The organism is Dactylosporangium sp. NPDC049525 (assembly GCF_040676755.1).
Taxonomy (GTDB): Bacteria; Actinomycetota; Actinomycetes; order Mycobacteriales; family Micromonosporaceae; genus Dactylosporangium.
Window position 1 is genome coordinate 204,516 of the sequence record NZ_JBFAPO010000012.1, and the last position, 12,731, is coordinate 217,246.

10 protein-coding genes are annotated in these 12,731 nt (G+C 72.7%); 8 read left to right on the forward strand and 2 right to left on the reverse strand.

What is annotated here, in order from left to right; genetic code table 11:
* Window positions 1-32: 32 nt before the first annotated feature.
* Both AB0K00_RS20165 and AB0K00_RS20170 read left to right on the forward strand, forming a co-directional pair.
* Window positions 33-2,903, forward strand: a complete 2,871-nt coding sequence (locus AB0K00_RS20165; protein ID WP_363522768.1) for a DUF4062 domain-containing protein — start codon at window positions 33-35, stop codon at window positions 2,901-2,903.
* Window positions 2,900-5,785, forward strand: a complete 2,886-nt coding sequence (locus AB0K00_RS20170; RefSeq protein ID WP_363522769.1) for a HEAT repeat domain-containing protein — start codon at window positions 2,900-2,902, stop codon at window positions 5,783-5,785. The genes AB0K00_RS20165 and AB0K00_RS20170 overlap by 4 nt, the downstream gene beginning before the upstream one ends.
* Before the next feature lie 83 nt (window positions 5,786-5,868).
* On the opposite strand, the gene AB0K00_RS20175 is transcribed toward AB0K00_RS20170, so the two are convergent.
* On the reverse strand, window positions 5,869-6,522 hold the full coding sequence (locus AB0K00_RS20175; protein WP_363522771.1) for a hypothetical protein: 654 nt from the start codon (window positions 6,520-6,522) through the stop codon (window positions 5,869-5,871).
* A 49-nt stretch (window positions 6,523-6,571) separates the two neighbouring features.
* Between AB0K00_RS20175 and AB0K00_RS20180 the strand changes: the two genes are divergently transcribed.
* From AB0K00_RS20180 to AB0K00_RS20190, 3 genes are read left to right on the forward strand one after another with little or no spacing between them, the layout of a single operon-like run.
* Complete coding sequence (locus AB0K00_RS20180) at window positions 6,572-7,471, forward strand: ADP-ribosylglycohydrolase family protein (protein WP_363522773.1); 900 nt, start codon at window positions 6,572-6,574, stop codon at window positions 7,469-7,471.
* A gap of 58 nt (window positions 7,472-7,529) precedes the next feature.
* Window positions 7,530-8,048 carry a SigE family RNA polymerase sigma factor gene (locus AB0K00_RS20185; RefSeq protein WP_363522775.1) on the forward strand — a complete coding sequence of 173 codons (519 nt, stop codon included), beginning with the start codon at window positions 7,530-7,532 and terminating at the stop codon, window positions 8,046-8,048.
* A complete protein-coding gene (locus tag AB0K00_RS20190) occupies window positions 8,048-9,091 on the forward strand; it encodes a hypothetical protein (protein WP_363522776.1) in 1,044 nt (347 codons plus the stop codon). The genes AB0K00_RS20185 and AB0K00_RS20190 overlap by 1 nt, the downstream gene beginning before the upstream one ends.
* A 1-nt stretch (window position 9,092) precedes the next feature.
* On the opposite strand, the gene AB0K00_RS20195 is transcribed toward AB0K00_RS20190, so the two are convergent.
* Window positions 9,093-9,398: a hypothetical protein gene (locus AB0K00_RS20195; RefSeq protein ID WP_363522778.1), complete on the reverse strand. Its 306-nt coding sequence runs from the start codon at window positions 9,396-9,398 to the stop codon at window positions 9,093-9,095.
* Window positions 9,399-9,566: 168 nt separating this feature from the next.
* Between AB0K00_RS20195 and AB0K00_RS20200 the strand changes: the two genes are divergently transcribed.
* From AB0K00_RS20200 to AB0K00_RS20210, 3 genes are all read left to right on the forward strand, one after another.
* Window positions 9,567-11,126, forward strand: a complete 1,560-nt coding sequence (locus tag AB0K00_RS20200; protein ID WP_363522779.1) for a hypothetical protein — start codon at window positions 9,567-9,569, stop codon at window positions 11,124-11,126.
* Window positions 11,123-11,848: a hypothetical protein gene (locus AB0K00_RS20205; protein ID WP_363522780.1), complete on the forward strand. Its 726-nt coding sequence runs from the start codon at window positions 11,123-11,125 to the stop codon at window positions 11,846-11,848. The genes AB0K00_RS20200 and AB0K00_RS20205 overlap by 4 nt, the downstream gene beginning before the upstream one ends.
* Window positions 11,848-12,731 (forward strand): hypothetical protein (locus tag AB0K00_RS20210; protein WP_363522782.1); only part of this gene is annotated, 884 nt, incomplete at its 3' end. The genes AB0K00_RS20205 and AB0K00_RS20210, both read left to right, overlap by 1 nt.

The window sequence follows — 12,731 nt, forward strand, 5'->3', positions numbered from 1 at the left end:
GTGTCCCCAGATACTGCGTCGGCGGGAATGCAGTGACCACAGCCTACGTCTCGTCAACGTACGAGGATCTTGTGGAATGCCGGTCGGCGGTGCTGCTCGCACTGCGCCGGCTGCACGTGAACGCCGTCATGCTCGAGCAATTCGCCCCGCAAGATCCTGCTGCGCTCGAGCACGGTGTGCGTGAAGCGGCGGAGTCCGATCTCTACATCGGCATCTTCGCCTGGAGATACGGAGTGGTGGCGCCCGGGCAGGACCGCTCGAACACCGAACTTGAATACCGCGCCGCGGTGGCGGCCGGCAAACCCTGCCTGATCTTCCTGCTGGACGAGGATGCGCCGTGGCCGCGGAGGTTCTTCGACCGGGACGACGATGCGATGCGCATCGATGCGTTCCGCGCCGAGCTGGCCGACCGGCACGTATGTTCCTTCTTCAGCGGACCGAGTGATCTGGGCGGGCTCGTCACCGCCGCGGTCGCGAACACCCTCGTAGACATGAGCCGGTCGACCGGCCCCAGCGCCGCGTTGAGCCCGGACACGCGGCAGGGCTACTACGACCGGCTCCACCAGCGCTACAGCGGCCTGGACCTGGAGGTGCTCGCGCCGCTGGACGACGCGGCCGTGCCCGCGTTGCGGCTCGGGTCGGTCTTCGTCGAGCCGAGGATCCGGCGCGAGGGCGACACTGGCACGGCCGGCCTCTTCGACGTGCTCACGGCCGCCGGCAACAGGGCGGTGGTCGTGCTCGGGGATCCCGGCTCGGGCAAGTCGACGTTGGCGCGGTACGTGGCGTTGTCCCTCGCCTACGACGGCGCCCCGGCTGACGACCGGCTTGCTGCGCTCGACGGTCACCTGCCGCTGCTGGTGGAGCTGCGCACCTACGCGGAACTGCGCGCCGGCGGCAGGTGCAACACCTTCGTCGACTACTTCGACCACCTCGCCCGCGTCGACGGGCTCGGGTTCGAGCGGGCCACGCTGCTGGCCTACCTGGCGTCCGCGAACTCCGCCCTGGTCATCTTCGACGGTCTTGACGAGGTGTTCGACCCGCGACGGCGCAGCGAGATCACCGAGCAGATAGCGGCGTTCTCGGCCGAGTTCCCGCGGGTGAGGGCCGTCGTCACGTCGAGGATCGTCGGATATTCGCCCCAGGCGCTCAGGTCGGCCGGATTTGTCCACGTCGTGCTCCAGGACTTCGACGACCGTCAGATCGACGCGTTCGTCACCGGCTGGTATGCCCTCGCCATGCACGACGACCCGGCTGGTGCCTCCGTCCGCCGGAGGCGGCTGCTGCAGGCGACGACGACCACTCCATCGTTACGCGAGCTGGCCGGCAACCCGATGCTGCTGACGGTGCTGGCGCTCATCGGAAGACGGCAGGACCTCCCGAGGTCCCGCGCGCGGCTCTACCAGCACACCGTGCAGGTGCTGGTCGAGCGGTGGGACGTCAATCGGCACATGGTGGAGACCCTCTCCGGCGTCCTGCCCAACATCGATGTGGCCGACAAGCTGGAGATACTCGAGCTGGTCGCTCAGTCGATGCAGAACAGCCCGTTCGGACTCGCCAACTTCATCCCAGCCGACGCCCTGCACGACGTCGTCGAAGGCTATCTGACCGAGCAGTTCGGGCTGGACCGGCAAACGGCGACTACTGCTGCCCGGGCGATCATCAGCCAGTTCCGGGAGCGCAACTTCATCCTCAGCAGGTTCGGTCCCGATCTCTACGGATTCGTCCATCGGGTGTTTCTGGAGTACTTCGCCGCCACCGCAATCGTCCGTCGGCTCACGCAGCGGACGTTTGCAGAGACCGACCTCACCGAGCTGTTCACCAGGCACGGAAATGACGTCTCGTGGCACGAGGTGCTCCGGCTGGTCGTCGGCATGCTGGCCTATCGGCATGCCGACGACCTCATCGAACTGCTGGCGACCGGTGTCAACCGTCCATGGCCGTCCGGTGCGTTCGACAAGCCGCCGCGGAACCTCGTGCTCGCGGTGCAGTGCCTCGGCGACATCCGCAGGGGCGATCAGAAGGTGGCGCAGGAACTGCTCCGTCAGGTCATCCTGCTGATCGAGCACTGCGTGTCCATCGACGACGACGACACCGTCGCCCTGATCGAGCAGGAGATGTTGCCCGCTGCCCGGGAGATCGGTCCCGGCTGGCCAGGAGCCGAGACCTACCTGCGCTGGTACCGCCGCCGCGGCCGGCACCTCAGCTGGGCTCCGGTCGCCGCGCCGGCGGCCCGGCTCGCCGCGATCCTCGCGACCCGCTCCGAGACGGTCGAGGAGCTGTTCGAGGTGACCGGCGACGACACCGACGCGGCGCTGGCCGCGGTCAGCGGGCTGGCCGAGCTCGCCGCGGCGGTGGGCCGGACCGGCAGCTTCCCGACCGACAGCGGCCTGCCGGCGCGGACCCGGGCCCGGCTGTACGCGCTGGCCCGCCTCGACGAACGCGCCGCGGTCCGGCTGGCGGCGGTCGAGGCGCTCGGCACCGCCGCCGGTGGCAGCGCCCAGCTCCGCGACGTGCTGGTCGCGACCGCGCACAGCGACGGTGCCGCGGCGGTGCGAGCGGCGGCCGTTCGGGTGCTGGGCGCGCGGTTCGCCGCGGACCTGCCGGCCCGCCGCCTGCTCATGCAGGTCATCACCGGTGACTTGGATCCCGGTGTACGAACTGCCGCCGTCGCCGCGCTCGACCCGAGCATCGACCGGGACGAGATCCAGGCATTGCTCACCGAGCGGATCACCCACGACCCCAGCGCGGAGGTCATGGCGGCCGCCGCCACGGCGCTGCGCCCCCTGATGGCCGGCGGGCACCTCGATCGCCTGCTGCTCGAACGGCTCGCCGGTGAACCCGTCGGCCGGGTCCGGCTGGCCGCCCTGACGGCCCTCGCCGGGACGGCGGTGGCAGTGCCGTGAACCTCCAGGAGGTCCTGCTCGACCAGCTCCGCACGGACACCGATGCCGGGATCGTCGCCGCCGTGGCACGGATGCTGCACGAACGTGCCGTCCCGGCGGTCCGCGAGGTGCTCGCCGCCCGGGCCCGATCCCAGGACGAGTCCCCGGCCGTGCGGCGAGCCGCGATCACGGTGGCCGACGAGCTCTTTCCCGCCGACGCGGAGGTCCGGACGCTGCTGGAGTACTGCCTCCAGTACGCTCCCGCCGAGGTCCGGCTGGCCGCCGCCGACCGCCTCACCCAGACCTGGCACGACCCGGACGCGACGCTGCCGGTGCTGGCCGCCGCGGCGCGGGACGACAGCGACCCGCTGGTGCGCCTGGCCGTGGTCAAGGGCGTGGGTCCTCGTCTCGGCACCGACGCGCGGGTGCACGACCTGCTCGACCGGGCGGCCGCCACGGACACCGTCGCCGCGGTCAGGCTCGCCGCGGTCGAGGCATTCCGGGCGCACGGCGGCACCGGGGCCGTCCGCCGGTTGCTGGTCGCCCGGGCCATGCACGACCGGGACGCCCCGATCCGCGCGGTGGCGCTGCGGATTCTCATAGAGCACGCCGACGGCTGGCCCGAGCTGGTCCCGCTCCTCGCCGACCGGCTCGGCGTCGAATCCGACCCGACGGTCTTCGCCCTGATCGTGGACGCCATGGTCGGCCTGCCCGCGGAGCTGCGCGGCGACCTGCCCCCGGCCGACGCGGTCCGCCGTCACCTGACCGACGACCGCCCGGCCGGTATCAGGGCGGCGGCGGCGACGCTGCTGGTGTCGCTGTCCGCCGAGCGTGCGACCCTCGACCTCCTGCTCGACGTGCTGCGCAAGGACTCGCGCGCCGCGGTGATCAGTGCCGTCGGCGCGACGGTCGCCCGCACGTTCGGTGCGGGCAGCCAGCTCCAGGTCATCCTGATCGGGCACGCCGGGCACGCCAACCCGGCCGTTCGGATCGCCGCCGGCCGCCTGCTCGACGAGTGGTGGGCGGCCGGCACCGACGCGCATGCCGCCGTCGTCTGGCTCGCGCGCGGCGACGCCGTCGCCGCGGTGCGCAGCGCGGCGACCAGGCTGGTGGCCCGGCACGCCGGGGACCCCGAGGTGCTGCGGGTGCTGACCGACAACGTCCGCGACGTGCACAGCGAGGTGCGGGAGGCGGCGATCCGGGCGCTGTGCGCGGTGGCGGCGCACGACGAGGCGATCCTGGCCGTCGTCGCCGACCTGGCCGCCGGCGCGCCCGACCTGCTCGTGCGGCGCATCGCCGGGCAGGCGCTGACCTGGCTGCCCGGCGCCGACCCGGACCGGCTGCCGGACATCGAGCCGGAGCCCGACGTGGTACGGGGCCCGCCGCCGCTGCGGGTCGACACGCCGGAGTACCAGCTGGGCACGGTGTTCCGGCAGAACGGGGTGCCCACGTACACCTTCGTCGAGCCGCCCGACTACGCGCTGCTGCAGATGGCATTGCGGCAGCCGGGCCTTGGCATCGTGATCGAGGGGCCGACCGGCATCGGCAAGACGACGCTGGTCGCCAGGTGCCTCGACGAGGCGCGGCGGGAGGGGCATCAGGTCGAGCAGCTGTCCGGGCGCGGCGACGACGACCATCCGCGGCTGCGGGAGATCCTCGCGGGCGACCACACGGGCATCGTCACCGTCGACGACTTCCACCGGCTGCCCCGGGACCTGCGCGACAGGCTCACCGACTACCTCAAGCACCTGGCGGACCGCGCCGCCGAGGACCGGCGGCTGATCATCATCGGCATCCCGGAGACGGGGCGGAACCTGGTCCGCTTCAGCTACGACCTCGCCACCCGCATCCGGATCTTCCGGATTCCCAAGGTGAGCGACGAGCTGGTGCTGCGCATGATCCGGCAGGGGGAGCAGGCGCTCAACGTCTCGTTCGCGCAGGCCGACGCGATCGTGCGGGAGGCCGCCGGCAGCCTCAACATCGCCCAGATGCTCTGCCTGCACATGGCGTTCCTCAGCAAGGTCGACCGGACCGCCGAGCAGCCCACGGTCATCGCCGAGGGGATCGAGCGGGCGCTGGTCTACGTCGACAACACGCTCAGCTCCACGCACAAGGAGGTCGTCCGGACCTTCTGCAGCCTCGACGGCGCCAAGCGGCGGGTCTGCATCGACCTGCTGCTGCACCTGGCGAAGACCGACGGCGCGCTGTCGCTGGACGCAGTCGAACGCACCGACCGGCTCCTGGGCCGGGACATCAAGAGCTGCCTGCTCGACGCGTTCCCTGACGGGTTCGACGGTGACGTCGGCCAGCGGCTGCAGCAGCACCTGTTCCTGGACGTGCAGGCCCGCCAGCTCGTCGTGGAGGACCCGCTGTTCCTGTTCTACCTGCGCCAGCGGCGGCGTGAGGAGCTCATCGAGGCGTCCGGGAAGCGTGAGGTCATGAGCCGGTCGCAGATCTTCGTCAGCTACAGCCACGCCGACGCCGAATGGCTGCGGCGGCTGCGCCTGCAGCTCACCCCGCTGGAGACCCGCCAGTTCGTCGACGTGTGGGCCGACACCAACCTCAACCCCGGTGACCTGTGGCGCGACGAGATCGAGGCGGCGCTCGAGCGGGCCGGCGCGGCGATCCTGCTGATCACGAAGCACTTCCTGGCCTCGACGTTCATCACCGAGGTCGAGCTGCCGAAGCTGCTCGCCGCGGCCCGCGCCGACGGCTGCCGGATCTGGCCGGTGATCGTCGGTCCGAGCGTGTTCGCGCAGATTCCGGAGCTCGCCCAATTCCAGGCGTTCAACGACGCCTCGCAGCCGCTCACCGGCCTGACCGAGCACCAGCAGGACGAGGTGCTGAGCCGGCTCGCCGTGGAGACGCTGAAACTCTTCCCGGCGCCGCCGATTGCGATTTAGTCTTCGCACAGCGGGGGTACCGACGCCGCCACCGTCGTGCGAACGCTCAAGCCGCTTGCGGGACGCTGAGACCGCACACGCCGCTACGGGCCGACCGGCACCGCGGAGAAGAACTGTCGGCCGCCCCGCAGGTGCCGGTCGAAGCGCAGCCCGGCACCGGCCAGAGCGGCGTGCAGGTCGGCGCGGCTCAGGCGGCGCACCGACGCGCGCTGCTCCCAGCTCGCGCTGTCCGTGCGGTAGGTCCCGCGGCTGTGCAGCACCGTCCCGTCGAAGGACTCGACCTCGAACGTGACCTCGACCGGCCAGGCCCGGCCCGTGTACGACGCTGCCCTGGCAAACCACGACGGCGGCAGCCAGTGCATGACGACCTGGCCGTCCGCGGTCACATGGCGCCGGCACGCATCGAGCAGTGTCGTCCGCACCGCGACATCGGCCGCGTTGACCCGGGTGCTCGCGACCAGCACCACCGCAAAACGCTCGCCCAGGTCGAGCGTCGAGAGGTCGGCGAGCACGGTCCGCGCGCCGCGCACCTGGGCGAGGATCGCGGCGGCGTCGTCCGCGACGACGACCGGATGGCCGAGCTCGACGAGCGGGTCCGCGAACCGGCCGCCGCAGCCGCTCAGGTCCAGGATCGTCGCGCCCGCCGGGACGTTGGCGTGCACGAACGCGGGCTCGCCGGTGGCAGGCAGCACCGCGTACAGACCGACGGGACGGCCGTCGGCGGTGACCTCGGACATCGGACCACCCTGTCACAGCGGGTACAGCAGTGGCATCATGGCGGTCGACATGACCTCACTCGACCTCTGTTGCGAAAGCCTTGACGGGTTGTCCGTCGGCGACGCGGTCGGCGCCCAGTTCTTCGTGCCGGGCACCACCGTCTCCCACATCACCGAAGCGGGCGAGCCGCCCGGCGCCTGGCCGTGGACCGACGACACCGAGATGGCCTGCTCGATCGTCGACGAGCTCGCCGTCCACGGCCGCATCGACCGGGACCGCCTCGCCGCCGCGTTCGCCCGCCGCTGCGAGCCCTACCGTGGCTACGGCGGCGGCGCCGTGGTCATCCTGCACCAGATCCGCGACGGCGTGCCGTGGCGGGAGGCGGCCCGTGCCGTGTTCGACGGGCTCGGCTCGATGGGCAACGGCGCCGCGATGCGGGTCGCCCCGCTCGGCGCGTTCCACGCCGGGGACTCCCGCAGCGCCGCGCTCGACGCGATGCGGACCGCCGAGGTCACCCACGCGCACAGCGAGGGCATCCTTGGCGCGGTCGCCGTCGCCGTCGCGGCCGCCGAGGCAGGCTGGGCCCGGCTCGTGGAGGCGCCGCTGGAGCCGGTCGAGCTGTTCGACGCGGTCCTCGCCTACCAGGTCGACAGCCAGGTGAAGACCGGCCTGGAACGGGCCCGGGACCTGCTCGGCGCGAGTGTGGCCGAGGCCGCCTACACGCTCGGCAACGGCTCGCAGGTCCTCGCCCAGGACACGGTCCCGTTCGCGCTGTGGGCCGCCGCGACCCACCTGGCCGACTACCGCGCCGCGATCCTCGCCTGCGTGGAGGCGGGCGGCGACATCGACACCACCGCCGCGATCGTCGGCGGCGTGGTCGCCGCGGCGGCGGGTCGCGCCGCGATCCCGCCGGCCTGGCTCACCCACCGGGAGCCGCTGCCCGAGTGGGTCCGCACCACCGACCTCTGAACGGCGTGCAAAGTTTCCGCCGCCCTCGGCGTCAGGGAGGGTGAAGGAGGTGCCCGCCGTGCAGACACCCGAGGAGGCCGAGTTCTCGGCCTTCGTCGAGCAGCGTGCGCATGCGCTGCTCAAGACCGCGTACGCGCTGACGGGGGACCGGCACGCCGCCGAGGACCTGGTGCAGACCGCCCTGGCCAAGGCGTTCGCCCGGTGGCGGCGCATCGACGAGCCGGAGCCCTACCTCCGCAGGATGATCTACAACGAGTTCGCGTCGGGGTGGCGCAGCCGGCGCCGGCAGGCCGAGGTCACCGTGGCGGAGCCACCGGAGCGGGCCGGCCACCCGTACATGGAGGCCGACACCGCGCTGCGGCTGCTGCTGCGCGACGCACTGAAGGCGCTGCCACCGCGCCAGCGGGCCGTGCTGATCCTGCGGTACTTCGAGGACATGAGCGTCGAGGAGACCGCCGCGGTGCTGTCCTGCCGCCAGGGCACTGTCGCCAGCCAGGCATCCCGGGGCCTGGCGAAACTACGGGAGCTGGTGCCGCAGCTCGACTGGTCACCCGAGCTCGTGGAAGGACGGCACTGATGCGCTTCGAGCAGTTGCTCCACGAGACGATCGACGAGATGGCCGGTGAGCTGCGAGGCCCGTCGGCCGGGCTCGCCGCGCGGAGCATGGCCAAGGGCCGGCGCATCCGCCGGACCCGCCGGCTCGGCGTCGCCGCCGGCGCGGTCCTGGCGGTGGTGGCCGTCGCCCTGCCGTGGGTCGTGCTGTCTTGGCCGGGCGGCACGGCACCGTCCCCGATGCCTGCCGCCTCCGGCCCTCCGGCCGCCTCCGCCCCCAGATCAATGCCCCCCAGTTCCACGGCGACGCCCGGGCTGCCCGGCGGCTGGGTCGTCACCGGCATCGGCGACCAGGTCCTCGACCGGGCGACCGGCGAATACATCAGCATGCAGCAGCCGGTGACGCCGGCGCCGGCCGGCAACCGGGTCCTGATCCTCGACGGGCCGTCCTCGGTACAGATCACCGACGTGCGCGGCACGAACCCGGTGACCGTGGACCCCGACGGCATCATCGGCTTCTACAGCTGGTCACCGGCCGGGGACCGGCTGGCCGCCGGGATCACCCAGAAGGAGCCGTTCAAGGTCGGGTTCGCCGTCATCGACGCGCACACCGGCACGATCGGCAAGCACTGGATCGACGTCGACCGGTACGACTGCAGCGAGTGCATCTTCACCTGGACGCGGGACGGGCGGGAGGTGTCCGTGCCCATTGCCGACCGTTCCGGCGGCGAGGCGGAGGAGCGGGTCAGCCGGCTGCAGTTCTTCAACGTCGAGACCGGCGCACCGACCCGGTCGCTGCCGGTCACCGCGGTGCCGTTCGGCCCGTACTCCTGGTCTCCCGACGGGCGTCACGTCATCGCGGGCCCGCCCGGCGGGGCGCCGACCGGGCGGCTCTACGACGTCGCCACCGGGCAGAGCCAGCCGTTCCCGCACGACGCGGTGTGGATCAGCGACAGTGCGCTGCTGGCCCCGCAGGACGGCAAGGTCCTCACCCTGCGCCCCGACGGCACTGTGACTGCGACCACAGACGTCGGTCAGGGCGCGATCCAGCTCGGACCGCCGGGCTGAGTCAGCGGCGCGGGAACGGGACCCGCAGCGGCCGCTCGAGCGCGTCCTGGGCGGCGACGGCCGCCATCAGCGCCCGGTAGTCGGCCGGGTCCAGGTCGCCGGTCAGCAACCGGTCGAACGCCTTCGCCTCCTGGCGGGCCAGAAAGGTGCCCGCCGGGCGCGGCGGCGGCAGCGGGCCGAACCGGGACGCGAGCCACCGGGCGGCCCGCGGCTCGTAGGCGCCCTCGACGCGGTGGTGCCGGATCATCCACGCGTGCAGGGCGATCAGCACCGTGTATGCCACGGCGATGAACAGGACGGCGAGCACACCCCGCAGGCTACGCGCGCCGTCCCCCGGACGTGCCGGGACCGGGCCACGATGTGACGACCACCGGTTTCGGCCGATATCCTTGCCGATCACAGCGAAGCGGACCGCAACGAAGCGGACCGTGGCGGAGCGGACCGCAGCGGAACAGACCCGGGGGAGCAGCACAGCGTGGCGCAGGAATGGCAGCCGGACCTGTTCGACAGCGGCCCGGCCGGCAGCTCCGCGCAGCCGGAGGTCCGCTCGCCCGCCGCCGACGCGTCGATGCGGGCCCGCTGGCGGGCGCTGATCCTCACCGACCCGGTCGCGCGGCTGGTCCGCAACGCCGCCCACACCGGCGTCCACCAGGCATATGACCTGCGCCAGCTGGCCCTCGCCGCGGTCGACATCGCGGTCGCGTCGATGGGGTTCGCCCGGCAGGTCACCCTCGCCGAGCTGATCGAGTCGACCGCGGAGCTTGCCGCTGTCATGCATCCCGACGGTACCGGCGACGACCACCAGGACGCGGCCCGCTGGGTCGTCAAAGGGCTGCTCAACGACACGGACAACCAGGGTGCGTTCGTCTACGCGTTCGTCGACGCGCTGCAGTCACCGCCGCGCCGCGAGGAGTACGCGTTCAAGCTGCTGCAGCTGCAGGACGGCCCCGACGGCGCGGTCGTGCTCGCCTCGCACCAGGCGGTGATGCTGTATCTCAACGGCCTCGACCTGGACGTCGACGACGCCGAGGCCGCGTTCTCGGTGGTGCTGCAGCGGCAGCTGCGGGACCGGCGTTTCGAGGCCGCGGCCCGGACCGCGACCCAGGCGGAGCGGGTGTCCGTGGCGATGTCCGCCTCGCTCGCCGACGTCCTCGACGCCACCCGCCGCGACGTGCGCGCGTTCGACTGGATCACCGATGTACCGCACCGCCTCGCCCGTGCCCGCGACCACGTCGAGGCCCGCATCGCCGCCGACGCCGAGGTGCTCAACCACGTCGCGGCCGGCATCGACACCGAGACCGACAGCGCCGTGCGGCAGGCATCCGGCGACCTGGTGGAGACCCTGCGCCGCATCCGCCGGGTGCACCTGGACCTCGCCGAGCGGGTCGCCGGCGCCCGGGGCGTGTTCCTGCAGGCGCAGCTCAGCCAGGTGTTCGCCCGCCGGGTCCACCTGCGGCTGCTCAACATCGAGCCGGAGCTGTTCCACCCGGTGCTCGACGCGCCCGCCGACGACGCCCGGGTCGTCGCCGAGGCGTTCGGTGACAGGGTGCTCGGCCTGCGGGTACCGCGGCTGCTGCAGCTGGACTCGCTGGTCGACATGCTGCTCGCCCCGCCCCGCGCGGCCGAACCCGACGACGTGGAGCCCGAGACGCCCGGCGAGGTCGAGGGCGTGGACCTGCAGGCGTACCCACCGGCGGTGGTGGCCGAGGCGACCCGCATCCTGCGCCGCGCATCGGACGGGCCGGTGGCGCTGTCCGACCTGCTGGGCGCCACCGTGCACGGCGGCGACGACCTGCGGGAGCTGGTGCTGCTGACCGCCCTGTGGTCCTACGCGCCGGACGTCGCCGACCCCGACAAGGAACCAGACAAAGAACCAGACAAAGAACCAGACAAGGAACCCGACACGGACGGCGGCGCCGACCTCACCGCCCTGGTGTCGGCGCTGTCGGCGGAGCGCTCCGGCGGCCGCCTCGAGCATCCCCTCGCGTGGGGCGACGACCTGCTGGTCAGCTACGAAGGAGGGCACGAGGCGTGACGGTCCCGATCGAGGACGTGTGGGCGGCCGCCGAGCTGGTCGCGTTCGGGCTGCGCACCGGCGCCCGGCCGACCGACGGCAACGCCTACGGGCAGCTGCTGGAGCGGTACCGGACCAACACCGGCTTCCGCGACGCCGTCGACACCGTCGCCGGCGGCCTCGGCCTTGTCGTGCTCGGCGCGCCGGCCCGCACCGGCCTGGTCCTGAGCACCCAGCCGGGCAGCGTCTTCGCGTTGCGGATGGCGGACCTGCGCGGCGGCAGCATGGCCGCCGACGACAAGCTCATCGCCGGCCTCGTCGTGCTCGGCATCGCCGCGTATGCGTTCCCGCACGACGTCGACCTCGACGGCACCGACGTGAAACTCGTCGAGGTCGCGGCGCTGGACCGGTTCATCCGCGACGCGATCGACCGGGTCCTCGCCCTGCCCGGCGACCCCGACACCGTCGACGGGCAGGCTCGCAAGGCCGCCGAGGTGTACCGGCGCACCGCCGCGTTCAAACCCAAGGACCGCCTGCCGGGCCCGGCCCGCGGCTGCACCCAGTTCGCCGTCCTCGAGGTCCTCGGCTGGCTGGTCGAGCGCGGCGCGGCCCGGCAGCTACCGCAGATGGGGGCGACGTCGTACCAGCTCACCGACCGTTTCCGGCTGCTGGTCGCGGACGTGGCCGGTGGTGAAGCACTGGAGGCACTGCGCGCGGTGCGCCGGTCTGTGGAGGTGGGCTGATGGTGGCGCCCGCTCGGCTGTGGCAGATCCGCCGCATCTACCTCGACCGGGTCGGCTCGCCCGCGGCGCGGTTCCGCGACGTGTGGCTCGACCTCACCGGCCGGGACGGCAAACCCCTCGACACGATCCTGTGGATGCGCAACGGCGGCGGCAAGTCGACGCTGATCGCCCTGGTCTGCGCCCTGATCCGGCCGGACCGGCGGGACTTCCTCGCCACCGCGACGACCGGCCGGCACCTGGAGGACTGCATCCTCGGCGCCGACACTGGCCACGTCGTCGTGGAGTGGACCGACCCGACCGGCCGGCGGCTCGTCACCGGCGCCGTCTACGAGTGGACCGACCGCGTCCAGCCCGCCGACCCGACCGCCGGACACGACCGGCTGAAGCAGAGCTGGTACGCGTTCACCCCCGGCCCCGACGTGGAGAGCCTCCCGTTCGCCGGCGCCGACTTCAAGGAGTTCGTCCGCGCCGTCGAGGCGCTGCCCGCCACCGCCGAGGCCCTCGTCACCACGAAACAGGACCGGTGGGCGCAGGCGCTGCACGACCGCGGCCTCGACCCGGGCCTGTTCACCGCCATCCTGCGGATCAACGCCGCCGAGGGCGGCATCGAGCACCACTTCAAGTTCAAGACGTCCGACGACTTCGTGCAGTACCTGCTGAGCCTGGTCACCGAACCGACGTCGGCGACGAAGGTCGCCACGATCCTGCGCGGCACCCGCGAACGCCTCGCCCGGCAGCCGCGGCTGCGCGCCGAGGTCGCGTTCTGCGACGAGGCCGTCGATCTCCTCGACGTCCTGGACCGCGCCCGCGCTGCCGGCACCGCCGCCGCGGCCGAGGCCAACGCGACCCGGCAGGCGGCGCTGCGCCTCGCCGCGGCGTTCAC

What these genes read in the sequence shown, in the direction of transcription:
- AB0K00_RS20180 (WP_363522773.1), top strand. Translation starts at nt 6,572, where the DNA reads ATGACCTCACTCGACCTCTGTTGCGAAAGCCTTGACGGGTTGTCCGTC.
- AB0K00_RS20175 (WP_363522771.1), bottom strand. Translation starts at nt 6,522, where the DNA reads ATGTCCGAGGTCACCGCCGACGGCCGTCCCGTCGGTCTGTACGCGGTG.
- AB0K00_RS20190 (WP_363522776.1), top strand. Translation starts at nt 8,048, where the DNA reads ATGCGCTTCGAGCAGTTGCTCCACGAGACGATCGACGAGATGGCCGGT.